At 63.5% G+C, this 26,462-nt stretch carries 25 protein-coding genes and 1 pseudogene; 15 read left to right on the top strand and 11 right to left on the bottom strand.

The window, feature by feature from the left end; all coding sequences use genetic code 11:
- Positions 1-44 precede the first annotated feature (44 nt).
- Entirely contained in the window at positions 45-2,342 is a 2,298-nt protein-coding gene (locus tag DVB37_RS06425) for an NADP-dependent malic enzyme (RefSeq protein ID WP_046802663.1), read from the top strand.
- Between the two features lie 167 nt (positions 2,343-2,509).
- Positions 2,510-2,962: a DUF2214 family protein gene (locus DVB37_RS06420; protein WP_120154341.1), complete on the top strand. Its 453-nt coding sequence runs from the start codon at positions 2,510-2,512 to the stop codon at positions 2,960-2,962.
- Between the two features lie 56 nt (positions 2,963-3,018).
- Here the strand turns inward: DVB37_RS06420 and DVB37_RS06415 are convergent, their stop codons facing one another.
- The 8 genes from DVB37_RS06415 to DVB37_RS06380 all read right to left on the bottom strand — a co-directional run bounded on the left by DVB37_RS06415 (position 3,019) and on the right by DVB37_RS06380 (position 10,096).
- The gene (locus tag DVB37_RS06415) at positions 3,019-4,134 is read right to left on the bottom strand and encodes a hypothetical protein (RefSeq protein WP_120157404.1); all 1,116 of its coding nucleotides are present in this window, start codon (positions 4,132-4,134) and stop codon (positions 3,019-3,021) included.
- A 110-nt stretch (positions 4,135-4,244) separates the two neighbouring features.
- Entirely contained in the window at positions 4,245-5,555 is a 1,311-nt protein-coding gene (locus DVB37_RS06410; RefSeq protein WP_006218129.1) for a citrate synthase, read from the bottom strand.
- Between the two features lie 20 nt (positions 5,556-5,575).
- Positions 5,576-5,836, bottom strand: a complete 261-nt coding sequence (locus DVB37_RS06405) for a succinate dehydrogenase assembly factor 2 (protein ID WP_046802661.1) — start codon at positions 5,834-5,836, stop codon at positions 5,576-5,578.
- Between the two features lie 41 nt (positions 5,837-5,877).
- Positions 5,878-6,594, bottom strand: a complete 717-nt coding sequence (locus tag DVB37_RS06400; RefSeq protein ID WP_006218127.1) for a succinate dehydrogenase iron-sulfur subunit — start codon at positions 6,592-6,594, stop codon at positions 5,878-5,880.
- Between the two features lie 18 nt (positions 6,595-6,612).
- Positions 6,613-8,391 (bottom strand): succinate dehydrogenase flavoprotein subunit, encoded by a 1,779-nt coding sequence (gene sdhA, locus DVB37_RS06395; protein ID WP_046802660.1) that lies wholly within the window; start codon positions 8,389-8,391, stop codon positions 6,613-6,615.
- A 3-nt stretch (positions 8,392-8,394) separates the two neighbouring features.
- Positions 8,395-8,778, bottom strand: a complete 384-nt coding sequence (gene sdhD / locus DVB37_RS06390; RefSeq protein ID WP_046802659.1) for a succinate dehydrogenase, hydrophobic membrane anchor protein — start codon at positions 8,776-8,778, stop codon at positions 8,395-8,397.
- Positions 8,779-9,195 carry a succinate dehydrogenase, cytochrome b556 subunit gene (gene sdhC / locus DVB37_RS06385; RefSeq protein WP_046802658.1) on the bottom strand — a complete coding sequence of 139 codons (417 nt, stop codon included), beginning with the start codon at positions 9,193-9,195 and terminating at the stop codon, positions 8,779-8,781.
- A gap of 121 nt (positions 9,196-9,316) precedes the next feature.
- Positions 9,317-10,096: a GntR family transcriptional regulator gene (locus DVB37_RS06380; RefSeq protein WP_104143076.1), complete on the bottom strand. Its 780-nt coding sequence runs from the start codon at positions 10,094-10,096 to the stop codon at positions 9,317-9,319.
- Between the two features lie 334 nt (positions 10,097-10,430).
- Between DVB37_RS06380 and DVB37_RS06375 the strand changes: the two genes are divergently transcribed.
- The 13 genes and pseudogenes from DVB37_RS06375 to DVB37_RS06315 all read left to right on the top strand — a co-directional run bounded on the left by DVB37_RS06375 (position 10,431) and on the right by DVB37_RS06315 (position 24,112).
- The gene (locus DVB37_RS06375; protein ID WP_006218122.1) at positions 10,431-11,420 is read left to right on the top strand and encodes a malate dehydrogenase; all 990 of its coding nucleotides are present in this window, start codon (positions 10,431-10,433) and stop codon (positions 11,418-11,420) included.
- A gap of 178 nt (positions 11,421-11,598) precedes the next feature.
- Positions 11,599-12,489, top strand: coding sequence for a methylisocitrate lyase (gene prpB / locus DVB37_RS06370; RefSeq protein WP_006218121.1), 891 nt, complete (start codon positions 11,599-11,601; stop codon positions 12,487-12,489).
- Positions 12,490-12,546: 57 nt separating this feature from the next.
- Positions 12,547-13,740, top strand: a complete 1,194-nt coding sequence (prpC, locus tag DVB37_RS06365) for a 2-methylcitrate synthase (RefSeq protein ID WP_104143074.1) — start codon at positions 12,547-12,549, stop codon at positions 13,738-13,740.
- Positions 13,741-13,815: 75 nt separating this feature from the next.
- A complete protein-coding gene (locus DVB37_RS06360) occupies positions 13,816-15,267 on the top strand; it encodes a bifunctional 2-methylcitrate dehydratase/aconitate hydratase (protein ID WP_120154339.1) in 1,452 nt (483 codons plus the stop codon).
- Between the two features lie 62 nt (positions 15,268-15,329).
- The gene (locus tag DVB37_RS06355; RefSeq protein WP_185975319.1) at positions 15,330-15,758 is read left to right on the top strand and encodes a CopD family protein; all 429 of its coding nucleotides are present in this window, start codon (positions 15,330-15,332) and stop codon (positions 15,756-15,758) included.
- 499 nt (positions 15,759-16,257) lie between these two features.
- The gene (locus DVB37_RS06350; protein WP_371683137.1) at positions 16,258-17,634 is read left to right on the top strand and encodes a class I SAM-dependent RNA methyltransferase; all 1,377 of its coding nucleotides are present in this window, start codon (positions 16,258-16,260) and stop codon (positions 17,632-17,634) included.
- 258 nt (positions 17,635-17,892) lie between these two features.
- Positions 17,893-18,081, top strand: a complete 189-nt coding sequence (locus DVB37_RS06345) for a hypothetical protein (RefSeq protein WP_046802652.1) — start codon at positions 17,893-17,895, stop codon at positions 18,079-18,081.
- A gap of 115 nt (positions 18,082-18,196) precedes the next feature.
- Entirely contained in the window at positions 18,197-18,715 is a 519-nt protein-coding gene (locus tag DVB37_RS06340; protein WP_120154335.1) for an RDD family protein, read from the top strand.
- An 87-nt stretch (positions 18,716-18,802) separates the two neighbouring features.
- The gene (locus DVB37_RS06335) at positions 18,803-19,675 is read left to right on the top strand and encodes a UDP-2,3-diacylglucosamine diphosphatase (protein ID WP_120154333.1); all 873 of its coding nucleotides are present in this window, start codon (positions 18,803-18,805) and stop codon (positions 19,673-19,675) included.
- A 129-nt stretch (positions 19,676-19,804) separates the two neighbouring features.
- Positions 19,805-21,451: pseudogene (locus DVB37_RS06330) on the top strand (acyl-CoA synthetase); the annotation flags it as partial.
- Positions 21,452-21,766: 315 nt separating this feature from the next.
- Positions 21,767-22,288, top strand: a complete 522-nt coding sequence (locus DVB37_RS06325) for a gamma carbonic anhydrase family protein (RefSeq protein WP_006218111.1) — start codon at positions 21,767-21,769, stop codon at positions 22,286-22,288.
- 73 nt (positions 22,289-22,361) lie between these two features.
- Positions 22,362-23,291, top strand: a complete 930-nt coding sequence (gene hslO, locus DVB37_RS06320; protein WP_046802650.1) for an Hsp33 family molecular chaperone HslO — start codon at positions 22,362-22,364, stop codon at positions 23,289-23,291.
- Positions 23,292-23,380: 89 nt separating this feature from the next.
- Positions 23,381-24,112: a TadE/TadG family type IV pilus assembly protein gene (locus tag DVB37_RS06315; RefSeq protein WP_120154330.1), complete on the top strand. Its 732-nt coding sequence runs from the start codon at positions 23,381-23,383 to the stop codon at positions 24,110-24,112.
- Between the two features lie 101 nt (positions 24,113-24,213).
- On the opposite strand, the gene ftsB is transcribed toward DVB37_RS06315, so the two are convergent.
- From ftsB to DVB37_RS06300, 3 genes are all read right to left on the bottom strand, one after another.
- Positions 24,214-24,639 (bottom strand): cell division protein FtsB, encoded by a 426-nt coding sequence (gene ftsB / locus DVB37_RS06310; protein WP_046802648.1) that lies wholly within the window; start codon positions 24,637-24,639, stop codon positions 24,214-24,216.
- Positions 24,640-24,710: 71 nt separating this feature from the next.
- Positions 24,711-25,997, bottom strand: coding sequence for a phosphopyruvate hydratase (gene eno, locus DVB37_RS06305; RefSeq protein ID WP_046802647.1), 1,287 nt, complete (start codon positions 25,995-25,997; stop codon positions 24,711-24,713).
- A 4-nt stretch (positions 25,998-26,001) separates the two neighbouring features.
- A complete protein-coding gene (locus DVB37_RS06300; protein ID WP_046802646.1) occupies positions 26,002-26,286 on the bottom strand; it encodes a DUF1330 domain-containing protein in 285 nt (94 codons plus the stop codon).
- Positions 26,287-26,462: the final 176 nt, after the last annotated feature.

Raw genomic sequence — 26,462 nt, 5'->3', positions numbered from 1 at the left:
ATCCCGTTTTCTTTCTCAGTTAGTGCCTCAGAGGCCCCGATCCCATGGACGAAACTCTTACCAAACTGGCGTTGGATTACCACGCCTATCCCACCCCCGGCAAAATCTCGGTCGTGCCGACCAAGACGCTGGCCAACCAGGACGACTTGTCCCTGGCCTACTCGCCCGGCGTGGCGGCAGCTTGCATGGCCATCTTCGACCAGGGTGAAGACGCGGCGTCCAAGTACACCTCGCGCGGCAACCTGGTGGGCGTGATCACCAACGGCACCGCCGTCCTGGGTCTGGGCAACATCGGCCCGCTGGCCGCCAAGCCGGTCATGGAAGGCAAGGGCTGCCTGTTCAAGAAGTTTGCCGGCATCGACGTGTTCGACATCGAACTGGCCGAGAACGATCCGGACAAGCTGGTCGACATCATCGCGGCGCTGGAGCCCACGCTGGGCGGCGTCAACCTGGAAGACATCAAGGCGCCCGAGTGCTTCTACATCGAGAAGAAGCTGCGCGAGCGCATGAAGATTCCCGTCTTCCATGACGACCAGCACGGCACCGCCATCATTTCGTCGGCCGCCATCCTGAACGGCCTGAAGGTCGTGGGCAAGGACATCGGCGCGGTCAAGCTGGCTTGCTCGGGCGCGGGCGCTGCCGCCATCGCCTGCCTGGACCTGCTGGTGCACCTGGGCGTCAAGCGCGAGAACATCTATGTGGTGGACTCGCGCGGCGTCATCTGGGACGGCCGCGACGAAAACATGGAAGCCAACAAGAAGCGCTACGCGCAAAAGACCGACGCGCGCACGCTGGCCGATGTGGTCAACGGCGCCGACGTGTTCCTGGGCTGCTCGACCTCCGGCGTGTTGACGGGCGACATGGTCAAGACCATGGCCGACCGTCCGCTGATCCTGGCGTTGGCCAACCCCGAACCGGAAATCCGCCCGGAAGTGGCCAAGGCCGCCCGCCCGGATTGCATCATCGCCACCGGCCGTTCGGACTACCCGAACCAGGTCAACAACGTGCTGTGCTTCCCGTTCATCTTCCGCGGCGCCATGGACGCCGGCGCCTCGCGCATCACGGAAGAAATGAAGCTGGCTTGCGTGAAGGCCATTGCCGAGCTGGCACAAGCCGAACAAAACGATGAAGTGGCCCGCGCCTACGCCGGCCAGGAACTGTCGTTCGGCCCCGACTACATCATCCCCAAGCCCTTCGACCCCCGCCTGATCTTCCAGATTGCGCCGGCCGTGGCCCAAGCCGCCGCCGACTCCGGCGTGGCCGCCCGCCCCATCGAAGACATCGAAGCCTATCGCCAGAAGCTGATGGGCTTTGTGTACCACTCGGGCCAGCTGATGCGTCCGCTGTTCGCCCAGGCCAAGAAGGCGCCCAAGCGCGTCATCTACGCCGACGGCGAAGACGAGCGCGTCCTGCGCGCCGTGCAAACCGTGGTCGACGAAAAGCTGGCGCGGCCGATCCTGATCGGCCGCCCGTCGGTCATCGAAATGCGCATCAACAAGGCCGGCCTGCGCCTGGTGGCCGGCGAGCACTTCGAAATTGTCGACCCTGAAGACGACAGCCGCTTTAACGAAACCTGGAATGCGTACTACCAGCTCAAGGGCCGTGAAGGCGTGACGCCGGCCATCGCCAAGGCGATGATCCGCAAGCACAACACGCTGATCGGCGCGATGCTGCTGCGTCGCGGTGACGCCGACGCGCTGCTGTGCGGCGTGGCCAGCAAGTACGACAACCAGCTCAAGTACGTCGACGAGATCATCGGCAAGAAAGAAGGCCAGACGTACGCCGCGCTGAACGTGCTGATGCTGCCCGACCAGACGCTGTTCGTCACCGACACCCACGTCAACGAAAACCCGACGGCGGAAGAAGTGGCCAACATCACCATCCAGGCCGCGGACGAAATGCTGCGTTTTGGCGTGGTGCCGAAGATCGCCCTGCTGTCGCATTCGAACTTTGGCAGCCGCGTCACGGAATCGTCCAAGAAGATGGCCGCCGCCAGCAAGCTGGTGCAAGACCGCGCGCCGGATCTGGAAGTAGACGGCGAAATGCACGCCGACGCCGCCTTGTCGGAAAAGATCCGTGTGCTGGCCTACCCGGACAGCACGCTCAAGGGTCGCGCCAACCTGCTGGTCATGCCGAACCTGGACACGGGCAACATCACGTACAACATGCTGAAGATGACGGGCAGCAATGGCGTCGCGATGGGTCCGATCCTGCTGGGCGCCGCGCGCCCGGTGCACATCCTGACGACCAGCGCCACCGTGCGCCGTATCGTCAACATGACGGCGCTGGCCGTTGTGGACGCGCAGCAGGAAGCCGCCGACGCCGCCAAGAAGCGCCGTTGATACCGCGCTTGTCCTGACGCAAAAGGCGCCCTTCGGGGCGCCTTTTTTCATGCTGTCTTTTCGACGGCGCCGGCTGATCGCCCCGGTGCGTTTTTTTATATCCACCGCACCACGCGCCGCCACCGGCCAATGGTAAAACCATGCTTCACCCCTACCCTGGAGACGACATGCTGGCCGACGCGCTATACGCCTGGTTCCATTACCTTGCGATATTTGTACTGGTGGTTGTGCTGACCGCCGAAGCCGTATTGCTACGCCCGGACCTGACCGCCGCGGGCGTCAAGCGCCTGGTGATCTACGACCGTCTTTACGGCGTCAGCGCCGTGCTGGTGCTGATTACCGGTCTGCTGCGCCTGACGCAGGGCGCGAAGGGCGCGGCGTTTTACATGAGCAGCCCGTGGTTTCACGCCAAGATCACGCTGTTCGTCATCATCGCGCTCTGTTCGATCCCGCCCACCTTGGCGATTTTCCGTTGGGCAAAACAGTCGCGCCAGCAGGCTGGCTTCGTGCCCACGCTGCCCGAGATCAAGCGCGTGCGTCGCTGGGTGATGATCGAATCACACCTGTTTATCTTCCTGCCGCTGTTCGCGGTGCTGATGGCGCGCCATATCAGCGTGTAGGCGCGGCGGGTGCGACTGCCCGGCTGCGGCGGTGCGCCCGTGCAAGCGCCGCGCCGCTACTGAGGGCAGCGCGCCCGAGCCGGTGCGGTCGGTGCTTCGTCGCCAACGCTGAACGTTGCAAACTTGAAGACGCCGACCTCATCGTTCGTGACGATGCCCAGCAAGGTTCCATCGAACGCCTGCATGACGGACATGCCCGGCGGCACGTCCGCATGGCCTTCCCGCTTGGCCACCTGCCCCGATGACGGGCTGAACACGAGCACGCCGGGAAAGGGTTCCCGCTGCCCATCAATCACACGCCTGATGGTCTTGACCTGCGTGCCCTCGGCGTAGTCAAAGCCGCCGAACCGTACCCGGCAGGCAAGCTCCGAATCGCTGACGCGCAGCAGATGGCGGTCGGCATCCAGATAAATCCTGGGCTCGCTCAACATCAGTCCGAATACCTTGACCGCCACGGGGTCCTTCACTTCAATGCGCCAGCGGTCAGGGTCGGTCGAGCCATCCACGTACACCGTACCGGTCGAGCCATATAGCACCGAGCCCGCGTGAATGGCCATGCCGTCGACGTTGTTGCCGGTACCCAGGCGGCATTGGTCCAAGGCCTTCATCGTGCCGTCGGGCTGGGTATCGAATTCGATGTCGTGCGTACTGTCACAGCGCCATCCCAGCACGGTCTGATCGCCTTGGCCTTTCAGGATGATGCTGCGGGGATACCGGCGGATCAGCGCGTACGTTTCTTTTTCGTATTCGGCGTCCAGATAGCGGCGCGCCAGTGTGGCTTGCACCTCGAAGATCGGGGTGGGTGCCGGGAATTCGGCCGCCACATATGTTTCCCACTGCCCTTCGTCTTGCAGCTTCAGGCGGGTGCCGGCGGGCATGGCCACGCCACCCACTGTGCTTGCCTGTTCCAGCGTGACATTGCGCGCAGCCTCGGCCCGTTCGCTCTCGCGTTCGATCTGGCCGATGATGATCTGCACCCAGGCGAAGAACGCAAAGGGCACCGCCAGCACCACGAACAACGCGGCCGACGTCTTCCAATATTTGCGGACGGTGCGGCGATGGCTGGCGCTGATGGCCAGCACCAGAGCCCACACACCCAGCACGACGCCGGCAAGCATGCCGAACAAAAGCAGCAGGTAAAAATTGGCCGATGGCAATGAGATGGGAATCATGGCCAGCATGATATCCGGATATCAATCGCGCCATCGCCGCTGCCGAGCGCGCAACAAAAAACCGCCCGAAGGCGGTTTCTTGTCACTGACTTGCCGAAACGGAAAGCGGATTAACGCTTGTCCATCGGGGGCACGTCGCGGGTCACCGAACCGGTGAACAGCTGGCGCGGACGGCCGATCTTGTAGTCGGGATCCGACAGCATTTCGTTCCACTGGGCAATCCAGCCCACCGTGCGGGCCAGCGCGAAGATGGCCGTGAACAGCGAGGTCGGGATGCCGATGGCGCGCTGGACGATACCCGAGTAGAAGTCCACGTTCGGGTACAGCTTGCGCTGGACGAAGTACGGATCCGACAGGGCGATGCGTTCCAGTTCCATGGCCAGCTTGAACAGCGGGTCGTTTTCCAGGCCCAGGGCCGAGAGCACTTCCTTGCAGGTTTCCTGCATCAGCTTGGCGCGCGGGTCGTAGTTCTTGTAGACGCGGTGGCCAAAGCCCATCAGGCGCACGCCCGAGTTCTTGTCCTTGACCTTCTCCATGAACTCACCGACCTTGTCGATGCCGCCGTTGGCTTGCAGCTCTTCCAGCATTTGCAGGCAAGCTTCGTTGGCGCCGCCGTGAGCCGGGCCCCACAGGCAAGCCACGCCAGCCGAGATGGCCGCGAACGGGTTGGTGCCCGACGAACCGCACAGGCGCACGGTCGAGGTCGAGGCATTTTGCTCGTGGTCGGCGTGCAGGATGAAGATGCGATCCAGCGCGCGTTCAACAACTTCGTTGACCTTGTAGTCTTCGCACGGCGTGGCGAACATCATGCGCAGGAAGTTGCCCGTGTAGGACAGGTCGTTCTGCGGATAGATGAACGGTTGGCCTTGCGAGTACTTGTACGCCATCGCAACCAGCGTCGGCATCTTGGCGATCAGGCGGATGGCCGAGATGTGACGATGCTGCGGGTTCGTGATGTCGGTGGAGTCGTGGTAAAACGCGGACAGCGCACCGACCAGGCCCGTCAGGACGGCCATCGGGTGGGCGTCGCGGCGGAAGCCACGCAGGAAGAAGTGCAGCTGTTCGTTGACCATCGTGTGATGGGTCACTTGCGAATCAAAGTCGGCCTTCTGTTCCTGGTTCGGCAGTTCGCCGTTCAGGATCAGGTAGCAGATGTCCATGAAGTCGCAATTGACGGCCAATTGCTCGATGGGGTAGCCGCGATACAGCAGTTCGCCCTTGTCGCCGTCGATGTACGTGATACCGGATTCGCAAGCCGCGGTGGACATGAAGCCGGGGTCAAACGTGAACATGCCCGTCTGGCCATACAGCTTGCGGATGTCGATCACATCCGGACCGACCGTGCCCTTGTAGACAGGGAACTCAATGGGTGCGCTGCCATCCGAGAAGGATAGAGTGGCTTTTTTGTCAGACAGGTTCATGTTTATTCCTCTCACATTAATCAGAGTGCGCGCATCTGGCCAATAATGCCCCGAAGCCTGGGAGTATCCAGTTCACCTTCGAGTTCCTTGCGGGCCAGCAGCAGGTCGAGAAGATCGTTGTCTCCCATCTCGAACAGCTGGGTCAATGCGGCCACATCATCATCGGTAAGTTCAGCCTCGTAAGCGTCAAGATACCGAGTGATGATCAAGTCGTTTTCGAGCAGGCCGCGGCGCGCCCGCCAACGCAGACGCGCCCGCTCCAGTTCAGTTAGCCTGCTCATCTTTACACCATAAAAACAAAAGTCTTCACGCTAGATAGACACTAGACCGTACGGCGGACCATCAGTTCCTTGATCTTGCCGATTGCCTTGGTCGGGTTCAGCCCCTTGGGACAGACGTCGACGCAGTTCATGATGGTGTGGCAACGGAACAAGCGGTACGGATCTTCCAGGTTGTCCAGGCGCTCGCCGGTGGCTTCGTCGCGGCTGTCCGCAATGAAACGGTAGGCTTGCAGCAGGCCGGCCGGGCCGACGAACTTGTCCGGATTCCACCAGAACGACGGGCAGGACGTGGAACAGCACGCGCACAGGATGCACTCGTACAGGCCGTCCAATTCCTCGCGTGCCTCGGGCGATTGCAGGCGCTCTTTTTCGGGCGGCGGCGCATCGTTGATGAGGTACGGACGAATCGAGTGGTACTGGTTGAAGAAGTGCGTCATGTCCACGATCAGGTCGCGGATGACGGGCAAGCCCGGCAGCGGACGCAGAACGATGGGTTCCTTCAATTCACGCAGGTTCGTCGTGCAGGCCAGGCCGTTCTTGCCGTTGATGTTCATGGCGTCCGAACCGCACACGCCTTCACGGCACGAGCGGCGCAGGGCCAGGCTGTCATCGACGTCGTTCTTGATGCGCACCAGCGCATCAAGCAGCATCTTGTCGGTGGGCTGGAGTTCAACGTCCAGCTTTTGCATGTAGGGGCGCTCGTCCTTGTCCGGATCGTAGCGGTAGATTTCGAACTTGACGATTCTCTTGGTGCTCATAATGGGCTCTATCCGGACTTAGAAGGTACGCGCCTTGGGCGGGAAGGACTCAACGGTGAGCGGCTTCATCTGCACGGGCTTGTAATCCAGGCGGCTGCCTTCGGAATACCACAGCGTGTGCTTGAGCCAGTTCTCGTCGTCGCGCGTCGGGTGGTCGTCCAGCGCGTGAGCGCCACGGCTTTCCGTACGGGCAGCGGCCGACTTGATCGTGGCGCGGGCCACTTCGGTCATGTTGGCCAGTTCCAGCGCTTCGACGCGCGCGGTGTTGAACACCTTGGACTTGTCCTTGAAGTAGATGCTGTCGGCTTGCTTGGCCAGATCTTCGATCTGCGTCACGCCTTCGTTCAGCAGTTCCAGCGTGCGGAACACGCCGCAGTGGCGCTGCATCGAGAAGCGGATGGCGTTGCCGATGTCTTGCGTCTTTTCGCCGGACGTACGCGATTCCAGCTTGTTCACGCGGTCCAGCGAGAAGTCCACGGCTTCCTTCGGCAGGTCCTGATGCGCGCGCTGGCGCTCGGGATGCGAATTGACGATGTGGTTGCCGGTGGCGCGACCGAACACGATCAGGTCCAGCAGCGAGTTCGTGCCCAGGCGGTTGGCGCCGTGCACGGACACCGCGGCGCATTCGCCGATGGCGTACAGGCCGTTGACGACCTTGTTCTCGCCGTTTTCGCGCGACAGCACCTGGCCGTGGTAGTTGGCCGGAATGCCGCCCATCTGGTAGTGGATGGTCGGAACGACGGGGATCGGTTCCTTGATCGGGTCGACGTTGCCGAACTTGATGGCAATTTCGCGGATCGAGGGCAGACGCTTGTTGATGACGTCGGCGCCCAGGTGATCCAGCTTCAGGACGACGTAGCTGCCGTCCGGACCGCAACCGCGGCCTTCCTTGATTTCCTGGTCCATCGAGCGCGACACGAAGTCGCGCGGGGCCAGGTCTTTCAGCGTGGGCGCATAGCGCTCCATGAAGCGTTCGCCATCCTTGTTCAACAGGATGCCGCCTTCGCCACGCACGCCTTCCGTGATCAGCACGCCCGCGCCGGCCACGCCGGTGGGGTGGAACTGCCAGAATTCCATGTCTTGCAGCGGGATGCCCGCGCGCGCTGCCATGCCCAGGCCGTCACCGGTGTTGATGAAGGCGTTGGTGGAAGCGGCCCAGATACGGCCGGCGCCGCCGGTGGCCAGCACCGTGGTCTTGGCTTCCAGGATGTAGATTTCGCCCGTTTCCATTTCGAGGGCGGTCACGCCCACGACGTCACCGGCTTCGTTGCGCAGCAGGTCCAGCGCCATCCATTCGACGAAGAACTGGGTGCGCGCGGCAACGTTGCGCTGGTAGAGGGTGTGCAACAGCGCGTGGCCGGTGCGGTCGGCGGCGGCACAGGCGCGCTGCACCGGCTTTTCACCGAAGTTGGCGGTGTGGCCGCCGAACGGACGCTGGTAGATTGTGCCGTCGGGGTTGCGGTCGAACGGCATGCCGAAGTGCTCGAGCTCGTACACGGCGTTCGGCGCTTCACGGCACATGAATTCGATGGCGTCCTGGTCGCCCAGCCAATCCGACCCCTTGACGGTGTCGTACATGTGCCAGTACCAGTTGTCTTCGCTCATGTTGCCCAGCGAGGCGCTCACGCCGCCTTGCGCGGCAACGGTGTGCGAACGCGTGGGGAACACTTTGGACAGCACTGCAACGGACAGCCCCGCTTGGGACAGTTGCAGCGAACAACGCATGCCGGCTCCACCGGCGCCAACGACCACCACATCAAACTGGCGGCGCGGCAAGGATTTCATGACAGAGACCACGGCTTAAATGCTCCAGAGGATTTGCGCGAAGTAAACGACCGTACCGACCAGCCAGAGGATCGTCAGCACTTGCAGCAGCAGGCGCAAGCCCACCGGCTTGACGTAGTCCATCCAGATGTCGCGCACGCCAATCCAGGCATGCCAGGCCAACGCAATGAATGCAAGGGAGGCCAGGATCTGGCCAACCGGAATGAAGCCCACGTAGAAATTGAACAGCTTGACCCAGTGTTCATACGTGAAGGCAGGCATCATCAAGATGCCGACGAGCAGCACCAGCGTATACACGGCCATGATGACGGCGGTGATGCGCTGGATGATGAAATCCATGACGCCATAGTGCGCGCCGACGACCAGGCGCTTGGGTCCGTAGTTTTTAGCGGCGGCCATTTACAGCACTCCGAACAGTTTGAGACCGAACACCAGCGTCAGCGCCAGGCTGACACCGAAGACCACGCCGGCGCTTTTCTTGGCCGACAGCTTGTCGATACCGATGTGCAGGTCCAGCAGCAGGTAGCGGATGCCGGCACAGAAGTGGTGCAGGTAGCCCCAGACAAGAACCAGGAAGACAAGCTTGACGATCGGGTTGGTCGCAATGGAGGCGATCCAGGCAAACGATTGCGGTGCGGCCACGCTAGCTGCGAACAGCGGCACGATGACCAAGGGCAAACAGAGGAACAGCAAAATGCCGCTGATGCGGTGCAAGATGGACAGCTTGCCGGCCAGGGGCAGGCGATAGGAGAACGCAACTTGGGCAAGCCCAATATTGCGAAACTGCGGACGTGGCTTGGCAGCGGTGTCGGACATGACGGCCTCGGTGTTTCGGAACTAGGGAATCGTGACGGCGAAATTGCCGTGGCCCTTTCGGGCAAACACGCTATTTTCGCCCAGAGATAGGGTCGGTATCAAATCGTAGTGTAAAAGCTCATCAATTCAGACTATTGCGGTAGTGGTATCGATCGGTCAAGTACAAACCCCGGCGAATTTCCATGGGGCGGTCACCATAGGTGTAAGACACCCGGTCTACCTGCAACAACGGCGTGCCGGCCGGAACATTAAGCAGGGGACAGACTTCAGCCGGCGCAATGACCGCGCGCAGCTTTTCGTCCGCGCGCACCATGCTGACGCCAAATTCGGATTCAAACAGGCCATAGAGCGGCGCCTTGTTGGCGGTCAGAAGCTCCAGGGTAAGGCCACGGAAAATGGACCCAGGCAGCCAGATGTCGTCCACGACGGTGGGCGTCTGCCCCATGGACAGCAGGCGGCGGATCATCACGACGGTTTCGCCGGCGCGCAAGTCCAGCGCACGGGCGACCTCGGCGGGCGCGCGCACGCGGCGGCATTCCAGGATGCGGCTTTCGGCGCGGCCGGCCTCGCTTTCGTCATCGGCGGCCAGGCGCAGGAAGCGATAGCGCACGCGGGCTTCGTGGTGGGTGGCAACAAAGGTGCCCTTGCCCTGGCGGCGCAGCAGCATGTGCTCGGCGGCCAACTCGTCAACCGCCTTGCGCACCGTGCCCTGGCTGACCTGAAAACGGGCAGCCAGATCGATTTCGCTGGGGATGAGTTCGCCGGGCTTCCATTCGCCGCGCTCAAGGCTTTGGACAAGCAGATCCTTGATCTGGCGATAGAGCGGACTGAAAGCGGCCCCCTCGCCCGTTGAACGGGCGGCGCGATTGCGTAAGGAGGTTTCGGGCCGGGGCTCTGCCATGGATCTTCTTGAAAGTGTCATGTTCATCCGGATGATGGGAGGGCAGCGCAAGATGGGTGCGGACCCACATCCAAAAATGCGCTGCCAGGGGTATGAAGAAACGGCCTGTAGCGCATTCGAATAAACGCTCTATTGTGGCATATCGGCCCGGACGCTGTCCAACGTCTTATGTCTTATATAAGATAGAAGAGCGTTTGACGGACCCCTGAAATCGTTCTAGGATTCACGGCTGTCAGGGCCCCGCGCCGGCAGGTTCGTGCGCGCCGTTTTTGATGCCCCAACGATTACACTGATTGGTGAGATTTTTCTCGCCAAACCATTACGGAGAACGTCCATGTCCAAGCCTGCCTTGCGTGTCGCCGTCACCGGCGCCGCCGGCCAAATCGGTTACGCACTGCTATTCCGCATCGCCTCCGGCGAAATGCTGGGTAAAGATCAACCCGTCATCCTGCAACTGCTGGAAATCCCCGACGAGAAAGCGCAAAAGGCCCTGAAGGGCGTCATCATGGAATTGGATGACTGCGCCTTCCCGCTGCTGCAGGAAGTGACCGCCCACAGCGATCCGCGCACCGCCTTCAAGGATGCCGACGTGGCCCTGCTGGTCGGCGCCCGTCCGCGCGGCCCCGGCATGGAACGCAAGGACCTGCTGTCGGTCAACGCCCAGATCTTCACGGCGCAAGGCAAGGCCCTGAACGATGTGGCCAGCCGCAACGTCAAGGTCCTGGTGGTCGGCAACCCGGCCAACACCAACGCCTACATCGCCATGAAGTCGGCGCCGGACCTGCCGGCAAAGAACTTCACCGCCATGCTGCGCCTGGACCACAACCGCGCCCTGTCGCAGCTGTCGGCCAAGTCGGGCAAGCCGGTTGCCGACATCGAAAACCTGATCGTCTGGGGCAACCACTCGCCCACGATGTACCCCGACTTCCGTTTCGCCACCGTCGGCGGCGAATCGCTGACCAAGCTCATCAATGATGACGCCTGGAACCGCGACACGTTCATCCCCACCGTGGGCAAGCGTGGCGCCGCCATCATCGAAGCCCGCGGCCTGTCCTCGGCCGCTTCGGCCGCCAACGCCGCCATCGACCACGTCCGTGACTGGGTCCTGGGCAGCAACGGCAAGTGGGTCACGATGGGCGTTCCGTCGGATGGCTCGTATGGCATTCCGGAAGGCATCATCTACGGCGTGCCGGTCACGACCGAAAACGGCGAATACAAGCGTGTCGAAGGCCTGGAAATCGACGCCTTCTCGCGCGAGCGCCTGGACTTCACGCTGAAAGAGCTCCTGGAAGAGCGCGACGGCGTCAAGGACCTGCTGAAGTAAGCAGCGCTTGAATCAGAATTGGGCCCGTTCATGCGGGCCCAATTCTTCTGTACCCCCCTCATGCCGAAACATACACCTGTCTCTTGGCCCGGCCGCGCCGGGATTGTCGCGTAGGGGACAGATTTATATTCCGGACCCGCGATAAGGTCGTGGGCTAGCCATAAGAACGGAGACCACCATGTCCAGACCCGAATCGCCCGGCGCCCTCTTCCGCCGCGCCCTTGCCGAAGAAAGCCCGCTGCAGATCATTGGCGCCATCAACGCCAACCACGCGTTGCTGGCCAAACGCGCCGGCTACCGCGCCATCTACCTGTCGGGTGGCGGCGTGGCGGCCGGGTCGCTGGGCCTGCCCGACCTGGGCATCAACACCATGGACGACGTGCTGACAGACGTGCGCCGCATCACCGACGTGTGCGACGTGCCGCTGGTGGTGGACATCGACACCGGCTTTGGCCCGTCGGCGTTCAACATCGCCCGCACCGTCAAGAGCCTGATCAAGTTCGGCGCGGCAGCCTGCCACATCGAAGACCAGGTTGGCGCCAAGCGCTGCGGCCATCGCCCGGGCAAGGAAATCGTCACCACCGAAGAAATGGCCGATCGCGTCAAGGCGGCTGCCGACGCGCGCACCGACAGCGACTTCTACCTGATCGCCCGCACCGACGCCATCGCCTCGCATGGCGTGGACGCCGCGATTGAGCGCGCGCTGGCCTGCGTGGAAGCCGGCGCCGACGCGATCTTCGCCGAAGCCGCCTATGACCTGCCCACCTACGACCGCTTCGTCAAGGCCGTCAAGGTGCCGGTGCTGGCCAACATCACCGAATTCGGCAAGACGCCGTTGTTCACCGTTGAAGAATTGAAGAGCGTGGGCGTGGGCATGGTGCTGTATCCGCTGTCCGCCTTCCGCGCCATGAACAAGGCCGCCGAAGCCGTCTACACCGCCATCCGCCGCGACGGCCACCAGAAAAACGTGGTGGACCTGATGCAGACGCGCGAAGAACTGTACGACCGCATCGGCTATCACGAGTTTGAATCCCGGCTGGACGCTCTGTTTCAAAAGGGCAAAGCGTAATCCCGCCCCGCCAGTCCCCCATTGCATCGACCACAGCGAAAGTGAAGGAGTAGAGACATGAGCACGGCTCCCAAAAAGCAAGAAGCCAAGCCGGACGCCAAGCCGGAAGAGAAAGCCGGTTTTAAACCCAAGAAGTCCGTTGCCCTGTCGGGCGTGGTTGCGGGTAACACCGCGCTGTGCACCGTCGGCCGCAGCGGCAACGACCTGCACTACCGCGGCTACGACATCCTGGACATCGCCCACACCAGCGAGTTCGAGGAAATTGCCCACCTGCTGGTCCATGGCAAGCTGCCGAACAAGGCGGAACTGGCCGCCTACAAGCAAAAGCTGAAGAGCCTGCGCGGCCTGCCCGCCCAGTTGCAAGTGGCGCTGGAAGCGCTGCCGGCATCGAGCCACCCCATGGACGTGATGCGCACCGCCGTGTCCGTGCTGGGTTGCGTGCTGCCCGAAAAAGACGACCACAACACCCCGGGCGCGCGCGACATCGCCGACCGCCTGATGGCCAACCTGGGTTCGGCCCTGCTGTACTGGTATCACTACAGCCACAACGGCCACATGATTGACGTACAGACGGACGACGACAGCATCGGCGGCCACTTCCTGCACTTGCTGCACGGCGAAAAGCCCAGCGACGAATGGGTCAAGGCGATGCACATCTCCTTGAACCTGTACGCCGAACACGAGTTCAACGCATCGACCTTTACCGCGCGCGTCATCGCCGGCACGGGCTCGGACATGTTCTCGTCGATTGCCGGCGCCATCGGCGCGCTGCGCGGCCCCAAGCACGGCGGCGCCAACGAAGTGGCGTTCGACGTGCAAAAGCGCTATGACTCGCCCGACGAAGCTGAAGCCGACATCCGCCGCCGCGTCGAGGCCAAGGAAGTCATCATCGGTTTTGGCCACCCGGTCTACACCGTGTCCGACCCGCGCAACAAGGTTATCAAGGACGTGGCCAAGAAGCTGTCCAAGAAGGCCGGCAGCACCAAGATGTTCGACATCGCCGAACGCCTGGAAACGGTCATGTGGGACATCAAGAAGATGTTCCCCAACCTGGACTGGTTCTCGGCCGTCAGCTACCACATGATGGGCGTGCCCACGTCGATGTTCACCCCGCTGTTCGTCATTGCGCGCACGGCAGGCTGGTCGGCCCACATCATTGAACAGCGCATCGACAACAAGATCATCCGCCCCACCGCCAACTACGTGGGCCCGGAAGACCAGAAGTTCGTGCCGCTGGACAAGCGCAAGTAAGGCGGCCGCAACCATAACGAGAACAAGGCGCGGCATGGCCACCTGTATTCACTTCTTCGCTAAGGAGGGTTCGCAATGTCCGCCCCAATCTCAAACGTACGTCCCGATCCCGATCAGGTTTTGGTCGATATCGCGGACTACGTTCTTAACTACGAGATCAAGAGCAGCCTGGCGTATGAGACCGCCCGCAACTGCCTGATCGACACGCTGGGCTGCGGCCTGGAAGCGCTGGAATACCCGGCATGCAAGAAGCTGCTGGGGCCGATTGTGCCGGGCACGGTGGTGCCCCATGGCGCCAAGGTGCCCGGCACGTCGTTTCAACTTGACCCGGTGCAGGCCGCGTTCAACATCGGCACGATCATCCGCTGGCTGGATTTCAACGACACGTGGCTGGCTGCCGAATGGGGCCATCCGTCGGACAATCTGGGCGGCATCCTGGCCACGGCGGATTGGTTGTCCCGCACCGCGGTCGCCGCCGGCAAAGCCCCCTTGACGATGCGCGACGTGCTGACCGGCATGATCAAGGCGCATGAGATCCAGGGCTGCATCGCGCTGGAAAATTCGTTCAACAAGGTCGGGCTGGACCACGTGGTGCTGGTCAAGGTGGCGTCCACCGCCGTGGTGGCGCAGATGCTGGGGCTGGACCGCGACGAGGTCATCAACGCCGTGTCGCTGGCCTGGGTCGACGGCCAAAGCCTGCGCACGTATCGCCACGCCCCCAACACCGGCAGCCGGAAAAGCTGGGCGGCGGGTGACGCCACCAGCCGCGCCGTGCGCCTGGCGCTGATCGCGAAAACCGGCGAGATGGGCTACCCGTCGGTGCTTACCGCCAAGACGTGGGGCTTTTACGACGTGCTTTTCAAGGGCCAGCCGTTCAAGTTCCAGCGGCCGTATGGCAGCTACGTGATGGAAAACGTGCTGTTCAAGATTTCGTACCCGGCCGAGTTCCATTCGCAGACCGCCGTGGAATGCGCCATGGAGCTACACGTAAAGCTCGGTGCGCTGGGCAAACGGCCGGAAGACATCAAGGCCATCACCATTCGCACGCATGAGGCGTGCATCCGCATCATCGACAAGAAGGGTCCGCTGAACAACCCGGCCGACCGCGACCATTGCATCCAGTACATGGTGGCGGTGCCCGTGCTGTTCGGCCGCTTGACGGCCGCCGACTACGAGGACGACGTGGCGCGCGACCCGCGCATCGACGTCTTGCGCGACAAGATCGTATGCGTGGAAGACCCCGCCTTCACCCGCGATTACCACGATCCGGACAAGCGCTCGATCGCGAACGCGCTGACGGTGGAATTCGTGGACGGATCCAAGCTGGACGAAATCGTCTGCGAATACCCGATCGGCCACAAGCGCCGCCGCGCCGACGGCATTCCGTTGCTGGAGGCCAAGTTCCGCACCAATCTGGCGCGTATGTTCCCGGGCAGGCAGCAGCGGCGCATTCTTGACGTGTCGCTGGACCAGCAGGCGCTGGAGGCCATGCCGGTGCACGAATACGTGGATCTGTATGTGATCTAGCGGCGGCGCGGGAGGACCATCCGGCGGCCTTACAATGCGGCTTTCCTAGATTGGATGCCGCCATGGCCATGCTTTGGGTCAAGACCTTTCACATCGTCTTCATCGCTTCCTGGTTTGCCGGGTTGTTCTACCTGCCCCGCATTTTCGTGAATCTGGCGCAGCAGTCGGACGCGTCCGTCCAGGTGACGCTGCTGGGCATGGCGCGCCGGCTGTATCGTTTCACCACCATTTTGGCCGTGGTGGCCATTGTGTTCGGCATGTGGCTGTATCTGGGTTACCGCATCGGCGTGGGCCCGGGCAATGGCTGGATGCACGCCAAACTCTTTTTCGTCCTGCTCGTCATCGGCTACCATCACGCCTGTGGCTTGATGCTGCGTAAATTCGAACAGGGCAAAAACACCCGTTCGCATAAGTTCTATCGCTGGTTCAACGAAGTTCCCGTCTTGCTGCTCTTGGTGGTGGTGGCGCTGGTCGTCGTCAAACCCTTCTGATTCCCCCTACCTTTGCACATTCGCCAGGATTCGTATGTCCTCTGATGAACAGGACCGCCCGCGCAAGACGCTGACGATCAAAAAAACGGCGCGTGACGCCCACGCCGTCGAGGCGCCCAAGCGCACCCGCACGGGCGCCCGCGCCAAGCTGGTCGCGCAGATCTCGCGCACCAAGGAAAACGTCGAACGCCAGAAAGACCCGGAAGGCTATCAACGCCGCCAGGAAGAAGAGGCGCGCCGCAAGCCGGGCGCCGGCGCGCGTGGCCAGGCGCCCCGTGGCGGCGCGGAACGCGGTCAATACGATCGCGGCCAGCCCAGCCGGGGTGAAGGGCGCGGCCCGGCAGGCCGTAGCTCCTCCGAGCGCGGCGCGTCCGGGCGCGGCACGTCCGAGCGTGGCAGATACGATCGCAACCAGCCTTCCCGTGACCGCTCCGACGATACGCGTCGCGACGCCGCACCTAGCGCCCGTTCCGGCCGCCCGCCGCAACGCGCGCCGCGCCTGCGCGATGACCAGTACATTGCACCGGCCACCCCGGCAGGCCGTTTCTACGATCCCTTCGAAGATGACGGCCCCGCGCCCGACTTCCAGGCCGAACCGCCCGTAGAGGCATCGCAACCGGATTACCCCGACGTGCACGACGATTACCAGGACGACGCGCACGATGACCACCAGGATCGCGCGCCCCGCGTCGAGACCCGCAGCCGCCGCCCGCGCGAGCCCCGCCAGGCGGAAGTGTTCACCGTATTCGCGCCCTGCCCTCAAGGCCTGGAAGAGGCCCTGACGGCCGAGATGCAGGCGCTGGGCTATGAAGACGCCCAGGCAGGCCGCGCGGGCTGCTCGTTCACCGCCGACTGGTCGGGCGTGCAGCGCGCCAACCTGTATTCGCGCCTGGCGACCCGCATCCTGGTGCAGGTCGCGCACGCCGAGATCTCACACGAAGACGACATCCTGGACCTGGCCCGCGACACCCCCTGGGAACGCTGGTTCGGCGCCGAACAAACGCTGCGCGTGGACACCTCGGCCATCAAGAGCCCGGTGCAAAGCTTGCAGTACTGCAATCTGCGCGCCAAGGATGGCATCTGCGACCGCCTGCGCGAGCTGGAAGGCGAGCGCCCCAGCATCGACACCGTACGCCCGGACGCCCGCGTCCACCTTTTCCTGACGGGCCACACCGCCACGCTATACCTGGATACGTCCGGCGAATCGCTCTTCAAGCGTGGCTGGCGCCTGGACAAGGGCGAAGCCCCCCTGCGCGAAAACCTGGCCGCCGGCATGCTGGCCCTGGCAGGGTGGGACCCCGCCGCCCCGCTGCTGGACCCGTTCTGCGGCTCGGGCACCATCCTGATCGAAGCGGCCTGGATCGCCCTGGGCGTGCCCCCGGGCATTTCGCGTCCCTTTGGCTTCGAACGGTTGCGCGACCATGACGCCTATCGCTGGCGCGACCTGAAGGACGATGCCCGTTCACGCATCCTGCCTCAGTTGGACGCACCCCTGGTCGGTTACGACCTGGATCCGCAAGCCATTGAATTCGCTCAGAACAATGCCGAACGTGCCTGGCTCACCGCCGACTCGATCCGCTTTAAAATCGGCGACGCCCGCGAAATAACGGCCCCCGCCGACCACGGCTGGATTGTCACCAATCCACCCTACGGCGAGCGCATGCAGACCGAACAGGACGCCGATTTGTGGCGTGACTGGGCCACCTGCCTGAAGCGCAATTTTGCCGGTTGGCAGCTGCACGTCATCACCAGCGACATGACGCTGCCCAACCAGATGCGCCTGAAGCCCAAGCGCCGCGTGCCCTTGCACAACGGCGCGCTGGACTGCCGCCTGTTCGGTTTCGAACTGGTTGCCGCCGGCTACCGCGACGCCTGATCGCCGCCTTGCCCGGGCGGTTCTCGCCCGGGCAGCCCGCTTCCCCGACGCTCACCGCCACGTTGTAAAAGCGCCGCAACATGCCGGCCGTATCTTTGCTTATGGTGCCCCGCCGCCCGGTTTTGGGGCATCATCAGCACCAAGGTGTTGCCGTGTTGCACCAGCTTGCATCTGCCTCTTGCACAGTTTGAGGGTAAACCCCTATAATTCGGGTTATCCCTAGTAGCTAAACAACTGAGCAAGCCCGTGGAGGCTATTGTGATCAACCCGAACAACACCATCCGCCTGACCGACGAACTCGAGCGCCAACTGATGCTCCAGGCAATTGAAGAACAATTCCGTCCGCACCCGATGCGGGCGTTGGCCGCAGGCCTGCGTAAGCTGGCTCACGGCGTGAAGGCCCTGGTTGGCAAGACGAGCGCCAAGAACGCGCACTCCGCCGCCTGAAGCCGGACCGGGCCTGACGTCGCGGCCCAAACGATTTTCCCCTTGGGGGCTGCATAGCCCCTTTTATAGACCCGCCCTTACCGGCGGGTTTTTTTTTGTCGGATAATGGCGACCCATGACGACCGACGCCTTCCTAGATCAGACCCCCAACCGGCTGCGCCGCTTTGCCTGCATGATGTACGAGGCCGTGTTGCTGTTCGGCGTCGTCTTCCTGGCCGGCTATCTGCTGGACACGCTGACGCAAAGCAAGAACGCGCTGGAGTTGCGCGCGGCGCGGCAAGCGTGGTTGTTTGTGGCGATTGGCGCGTATTTCGTGCTGTGCTGGCGTCGGCGCGGGCAGACCCTGCCCATGAAAACCTGGAATATCCGGCTGGTGGACCGTGACGGCAACACGCCGGCAACCGGCCGCCTGATCTTGCGCTACGTGCTTGTCTGGCCGCTGGTGCTGGCCGGCGCGGCCGTGGTGTGGGGCGCCGCCAGCCTCACGGGCTGGGCGTCGATGGACATGTTCATCGTGGCCGCGCCGTTCACGATTTTTATCTGGTCCTGGTTCGACCCGGACGGCCAGTTCCTGCACGACCGTCTGCTTGGCACGCGGCTGCGCAACGCGCCGCAACGCCAGAAATCCCGCTAGCCGTCCCGCGGCGGGGGCCGCGCCCGTCACAACAGCGTCACGATAGCTTCACACGCCCGTCATCGCCGGATGGTTTGATTCCAAGGCATGACGACAGCCCACATGGAAGCGACCGTGAACGAAATCCGCCCCGCGCACTGGCGTGCCCTTTGGATTTCCGATATTCACCTGGGCACTGCCGGGTGCAAGGCGGAATTCCTGCTTGATTTCCTGGACCACAACGACTCGGACACCCTGTATCTGGTGGGCGACATCGTCGACGGCTGGCAACTGCGCAAGCACTGGCACTGGCCGCGCGCGCACAACGACGTCATTCAACGCATCCTGCGCAAGGCGCGCAACGGCACGCGGGTCGTGTTCATCCCCGGCAACCACGACGAATTCGCGCGGGAATTTGCGGGCTACGCGTTCGGCGACATTGAAATCCTGGATGAAGACGTGCACGTCACCGCCAAAGGCTTGCGGCTGCTGGTGCTGCACGGCGACCAATTCGACGGCGTCATCCAGCACAGCCGCTGGTTGGCCCACCTGGGCGACGGGCTTTATCAGCTGGCCCTGTGGATCAACCACCACTTCAACCGGCTGCGGCATCGCCTGGGGCTGCACTACTGGTCGCTGTCGCAATATTTGAAGCACAAGGTCAAGAACGCGGTGTCGTTCATTACCGACTTCGAAGAAGCGCTGGCCGGTGAGGCGCGTCGGCGGGGCCTGGACGGCGTGGTCTGCGGCCACATCCACAAGGCGGAATTGCGAGACGTCGGCGGCATCCTCTACTGCAATGACGGCGACTGGGTGGAAAGCCTGTCGGCGCTGGCGGAGACCCACGATGGCCAGTTGCAGCTGCTGGACTGGGCCGCCATCCAGGCCGAACGCCAGGCCGAGCCCACTGCCCGCCCCCCGCGATCGCTGTCACTACCCGCCCTGCCCTCAGCGCTTCGCCGCCAAAGCAAACACCCGTGATAACCCGTATGCGTCCCCATTACGCAACGGGGATATTGCAGTTCACGGCCCTCTAGGTCATGCTTGCATCTGAGGCAACGGGCGAGCCGGCCCGTTCACGCAGCTGCAACATGCTTACAACATAGGGCCATGAACGACCAATATCAGGCGCTCTACCAAACATTCCGCTGGCTGGTTCCCACCCAGTTCAACATCGCGGAAGCGTGCTGCCACCGCTGGGCATCCAGTAGTCCGGATGCGCGGCGCATCGCCATCTACTACGAAGACGAATCGGGCAACCGCGAAGTCTGGACCTATGCCCGCCTGGCCGAAGCCGTCAATCAGCTGGCCAACGGCCTGGTGAAGATGGGCGTGGGCCGGGGCGATCGCGTCGGTGTGGTGCTGGGGCAACGGCCGGAAACGGTGGTGGCCCACATGGCCATCTACACCGTAGGCGGCGTCGTCTTGCCCCTGTCGGCACTGTTCGGCCCCGAGGCACTGGAAGCCCGTTTGCGCGACTCCGAAACCCGGGTCGCCATCGTGGACCACGCTTCCAGCGCCAATCTGCTGGCCGTCAGCGACAACTGCCCCAACCTGCAACAGATCATCGGCATCGGCTTCGCTGACGAGCGGGTGCTGCCGTGGCGCAGCCTGCTTGCCCGCCAACCCAACGAATTCAAGGCCGTTCCGACGCGTTCGTCGGACCCGGCCATTCTGCTGTATACGTCAGGCACCACCGGCGCGCCCAAGGGCGCGCTACTGCCCCACAGCGTGTTGATCGGCAACCTGCCGGGCTTCGTCGCCTCGCAAGACTGGTTCCCCAAGCCTGGCGACGTGTTCTGGTCGCCAGCCGATTGGGCCTGGACGGGCGGCATGATGGATGCGCTGTTGCCGACCCTGTATTTCGGCCATCCCATTGTGGGCACGCGCGGCCGCTTTTCGCCCGAGCGCGCGTTTGAGCTCATGGAGCGCTACCAGGTCACCAATACTTTCCTGTTTCCCACGGCGCTGAAAATGATGATGAAGGCGGTGCCCAAGCCCCGCGACCATTACCAGCTGGCGCTGCGTTCGATCATGAGTGCGGGCGAAAGCGTGGGGGAAACGGTATTTGAATGGTGCCAGTCGGCGCTGGGCGTGACGCCCAACGAGATGTTCGGCCAAACCGAAATGAACTACGTGGTGGGCAATAGCCAGAAGCGCTGGCCCGCCCGCGCGGGCAGCATGGGCCGCCCGTATCCCGGCCATCAGGTGTCGGTGCTGAACGACGATGGGCAGCTGGTGGCGCCTGGTGAAACCGGGGAAATTGCCGTCAACCGGCTGGACATCCATGGCTTTCCCGACCCCGTGATGTTCCTGGGCTATTGGCGCAACGAAGCCGCCACCCAAGCCAAATTCAAGGGCGACTGGTGCCTGACGGGCGACCTGGCCACCGTCGACGCGGACGGCTACCTTTGGTACGCCGGGCGTGCCGATGACGTGTTCAAGTCGGCCGGTTACCGCATCGGTCCCGGCGAAATCGAAAGCTGCCTGGTCGGCCACCCCGCCGTGGCCAACGCCGCCGTGGTGCCCAAGCCGGACGCCGAACGGGGCGCGCTGGTCAAGGCCTATGTCGTGCTGACGCCCGAATTCGCCCAGCGCGACCGCGGCGAGATCATCGAAAACCTGCAAGAGCATGTTCGTGAGCGCCTGGCGCCGTACGAATACCCGAAAGAGATCGAGTTCGTCGACGAATTGCCGATGACCACGACCGGGAAAATCCAACGCCGCATCCTGCGTCAACGCGAGCAAGAGCGCGCGCACATCGCGGCGACGGCACCGGCAGCGGCGCCTGTGGCAACCGGGGCACCTGGGACGGTCGCGACGCACGCGGCAACCGTGGCACCGAAGGCGTCCACGCCGCCAGCGCCCACCGCCGCGCCGCCAGCGCCCAAGCCGTCCGCACCCGCCGATACGTCCAAGGTGTCCGCGCCCGCCACGCCCGCCGCCGTGCCGAAATCGCCCACGCCACCACCCTCGCCCGCCGCCACGCCCGGCCATGCCGACGCCGCCGCACCCGCCGAGAACGTCGCGCCTGCCCCTGCGGGCCCTGAAAAATTATCGGAAACCTAGGCAATGCCCATCTACCAGCTTGACGACCTGATCCCCCGCATCGACCCCGCCGCCTATGTCGCCGACAGCGCCGACATCATCGGCAATGTCACGCTGGAAGCCGGCGTCAGCATCTGGTCGCACGTGTCGATCCGGGGCGACAACGACGCCATCCTGATCCGCCATGGCACCAATATCCAGGAATCCAGCGTCCTGCACGTCGATAGCGGCTGTCCCATGACCATCGGCCCGAATGTCACTGTGGGCCATCAGGCCATGTTGCACGGCTGCACCATCCACGAAGGCGCGCTGGTGGGCATGCAGGCCATCGTGCTGAACAACGCGGTGATCGGGCGCAACTGCCTGATCGGCGCCGGCGCCATCATCCCGGAAGACCGCGTCATTCCCGACAACTCATTGGTGATCGGCATCGGCAAGATCGTGCGCGAACTGTCCGAAGAAGAAATCGCCAATCTGCACAAGAACACCGCCCATTACGTGGCGCGCGGCCAACACTACAAGACGGCCCTCAAGCGCCTGGCGTGAGCGCCCGGGGCAGTTGCCGTAGCCCTGCTGGCAGCAGGGGGAATTGGGTGGCCTGATCGGCTAACATTCCCCCATGACCGATCAGCTCAAAAAATACCTTACCGAAGACCGCAGCGTCCGCATCCAGGCCGTCCGCCTGGACGCGACCTGGAAGGCCGTCCAGGCCAACCACGACTACCCGCCCGCCATCACCCATCTGCTGGGCGAATTGGTGGCGGCCTCTACCCTGCTTGCCGCCAACATCAAATTCGATGGCTCGCTGGTGCTTCAGATCCAGGGCGACGGCCCCATCGCCCTGCTGGTGGTGGAATGCCGTTCGGACCTGAGCCTGCGCGCCACCGTCAAAGTGCGCGAAGGCCACGAAGTGCCGTCCGATGGCACCATGCAAAGCCTGCTGAACCCGGGCGGCAACGGCCGCTTCATCGTCGTGCTGGACCCGCAGCGCAAGCTGCCGGGCCAGCAAACCTACCAGGGCATTGTGCCGCTGGAAGGCGACACGGTGGCAGAAGCGCTGCAACACTACATGAAGGCCTCCGAACAGCTGGACACGCGCTTGTGGCTGGCCGCCGATGCCGACAACGCCGCCGGCATGCTGGTGCAACGCCTGCCGTTCCATGGTGGCACCGACGCCCCACTGTTGACCGAGCAAGCCGCCGCCGAAACCTGGGACCGTGTGGTCGCCCTGGCCAGCACGCTCAAGCGCGACGAAGTGCTGGAAGCCGACATCGACACCTTGATCCATCGCCTGTTCTGGGAAGACACCTTGCTGGCGTTCGACCCGGCGCCCGTGCGCTGGCATTGCCCTTGCACGCGCGAGCGCGTCGCCAGCATGCTGCGTTCGCTGGGCGAAGAAGAGGTCAACAGCGTCCTGGCCGAGCGCGGCCAGGTGGATGTGTCATGCGACTTCTGTGGCAAGCCCTATAAGTTCGACGCCGTGGATTGCGCCACGTTGTTCTCGCCCAACCAGCCTGCCGCCGACGACGCGCCGCCCACGGTGCACTGATAGCGCCGCGTCCCGCCCTGCGGGACATTTTCATCACCTCGGATTGTCCGTATCGACAGGCGGTCATGCCCGCGCCACACTGCGCAGCCATGACCGCCTTTTTCTTTGCCGCCTCGCGCCAGCGGGGCGCCGCCGCCATTGAATTCGCCGTGGCGGGCGCCATGGTGTTGCTGATGGGCCTGCTGGGCATTGAAGCAGCACGCTGGCAAGCCGTGCGCCAAATGGCGCACGTCGCGCTGATGGAAGCCGCGCGCGCCGGCGCCACGGCCCATGCGCAACCGGCCCCTATGCGCGATGCCTTCATTCAAGGCTTGCTGGCCCTGCATGCCGGCGCCGACGGCGAAGCCGGTGCGAGGCGCAGGCTGGCGCGCGCACATGCCGACGCCTCGGCGGGCACGGGCCTTGGCGCGTGGCGAATCGAAGTCTTGCAGCCCAATGTCAGGATGTTCCGCGACCATGGCCGCAAGGACCTGGCCGTCCCGGCCGCGCCCGGTCGACGCGCCATCGATAACGACTACCAGGACTTGCAGCACGCCAGGCGACCGCCGCGCCCCGGCGCGGCCACCATCTTCGACGCCAACACCCTGAAGCTGCGGCTGACTTATCTGTACAAGCCTTGGCTGTTCCCCGTACGAGCGGTGCTCGCCGCGCTGGGGCGCAACGACGCCAGCTATGCGGGCATGGCTCGCAGGCATGGGTTGTTGCCGATTCACGTTGAACTGGAAATGGAGATGCACACGCACCCGGTCGATTGGACGGGCGCGCGGCCAAGGCCGGCGGAAATCGTGATGGGAGCATGCCGCGATGCCCGCTGCGATTGACGCGGGGCATCGGCTATAAGTTAGCGGCCATGAGTTAGCGGCTATGAGTTACCGGCGATCAGCTGTCAACGACCAGCAAGCCGTTGCCGGCCGCCGCAAGCTTACTGACGCGTGCTGTTGGCAGGCTTCGGTGCGGCGGCGGGTGTGGCGCGAGCAGCCGGCGGCTTGGCTGCCGGGGCGCTGGTGCGTGCCGGCGTGGCGGGCTTGGTGGCCGCGTCGGTCGCCAGCGTGGCGCCACCGGCGGGCGGCTGCGCATTCTGCGGCAGGATGTGAACGAACACTTCACCGTCGCGCATCATGCCCAACTCGCCGCGGGCGCGCTCTTCAATGGCGCCAGAGCCGCCTTCAAGGTCTCGCACTTCGGCTTCCAGCGCGGCATTACGCGCGCGCAGGCCTTCGTTGGTCTCGCGCTGCTCGGCCACTTGGCGTTGCAAATCCCAGACCTTGAACCAGCCGCCCTTACCCAGCCAAAGCGGGTATTGGATCAAGCCTACCAGCACGAACAGCACCAGGAACAACAGGCGCATACGCGAGAACCCTCAGAGCAGTCGTGGCGCGGATGCGATGGCGGCGCCGGGCGTCGCCATCGCGCTTCCCATCAACGCAGGTTGTAGAAAGCTTCCAGGCCAGGATACGACGCCACTTCAGCCAGCTCTTCTTCGATACGCAGCAGCTGGTTGTACTTGGACATGCGATCCGAACGGGACAGCGAACCCGTCTTGATCTGCATGGCGTTGGTCGCCACGGCGATGTCGGCGATGGTGGAATCTTCGGTTTCGCCCGAACGGTGCGACACGACGGCGGTGTAGCCGGCGCGCTTGGCCATTTCGATGGCGGCGAAGGTTTCGGTCAGCGTGCCGATCTGGTTGATCTTGATGAGGATCGAGTTGGCCACGCCCTTCTGGATGCCTTCACGCAGAATCTTGGTGTTGGTGACGAACAGGTCGTCGCCCACCAATTGCACCTTCTTGCCCAACTGGTCGGTCAACAACTTCCAGCCGTCCCAATCGTTTTCGGCCATGCCGTCTTCGATCGAGATGATGGGGTACTTGTCGCACCAGGTGGCCAGCAGGTTGGTGAATTCCTGCGAGGACAGCGAGATGCCGCCTTCGCCGGCCAGCGTGTACTTGCCGTCGCGGTAGAACTCCGAGCTGGCGCAATCCAGGCCCAGGGCGATCTGCGTGCCCGGCTCGTAGCCGGCTTCGGTGATGGCCTTCAGGATCAGCTGGATGGCGGCTTCATGGCTGGGGACGTTGGGGGCAAAGCCGCCTTCGTCGCCAACGGCCGTGGACATGCCCTGGCCGTGGATCAGCTTTTTCAGCATGTGGAAGACTTCAGCGCCCCAACGCAGGGCTTCGCGGAAGCTGCCCGCGCCCACCGGCAGAATCATCAGTTCTTGCAGGTCCAGCGTGTTGTTCGCGTGCGCGCCGCCGTTGATGACGTTCATCATCGGCACGGGCATGCTCATGGGGCCGCTGCCGCCGAAATAGCGGTACAGCGACAGGCCCGATTCGTCGGCGGCGGCGCGGGCCACGGCCATGCTGGCCGCCAGGATCGCGTTGGCGCCCAGGCGTTCCTTGGACTCGGTGCCGTCCAGCTCGATCAAGGTGCGATCGACGAAGGTCTGTTCCTGGGCGTCCAGGCCCATCAAGGCTTCGGAGATTTCCGTATTCAGGTTCTCAACGGCGCGCAGCACGCCCTTGCCCAGATAACGGCTCTTGTCCCCGTCGCGCAGCTCGATGGCTTCGCGGGCGCCGGTGGATGCGCCGGACGGCACGGCCGCACGGCCCATGGCGCCGGATTCCAGCAGCACATCGCATTCCACGGTGGGGTTGCCGCGCGAATCCAGAATCTCGCGGCCGATGATGTCGACGATTGCACTCATGACTTTACATTCCCTGAACGATAAACATATTCATGACGGCCGCGCCCTCGCGGGCGTTGCGGGCACGGCGGTACTGCCAGGAGTCGTAGAAGGCCTGGGCGGCGGTCATCGACGGAAATTCCATGACGACGGTGCGGCCAGGCTTACGGCCCTCAAGGTGCTTGGTCTCACCGCCCCGCACCAGGACCTTGGCATCGTACGCGCGCATGGCGAGCGTGGACAGACGCTTGTAGTCCTCGTATTGCGCGGGCTTGGTCACCGTGACTTCGGCGATGATGTAAGCACTCATGGGGTTCCTTCAGAGCAGTGGCGTTGAAAGGGGGTGGGCGCCGGATACGGCAAAGCCGCCAGTGTCGCGCAAAGCGGCCTGGCGACACCTGTCCGATGCTAATTGGTTGTATCCGAAAGAAGCGCCGCCGCCTAGTGCGGCGCTGGAGAAATGGGCCGCGGCCCCGAGGATCCGCT

Origin of the sequence: Achromobacter sp. B7 (genome assembly GCF_003600685.1) — a bacterium.
Lineage (GTDB): Bacteria > Pseudomonadota > Gammaproteobacteria > Burkholderiales > Burkholderiaceae_B > Achromobacter > Achromobacter spanius_B.
The sequence above is the reverse complement of the archived record's forward strand: the minus strand, read 5'-3'. Positions and strand labels throughout refer to the sequence as shown.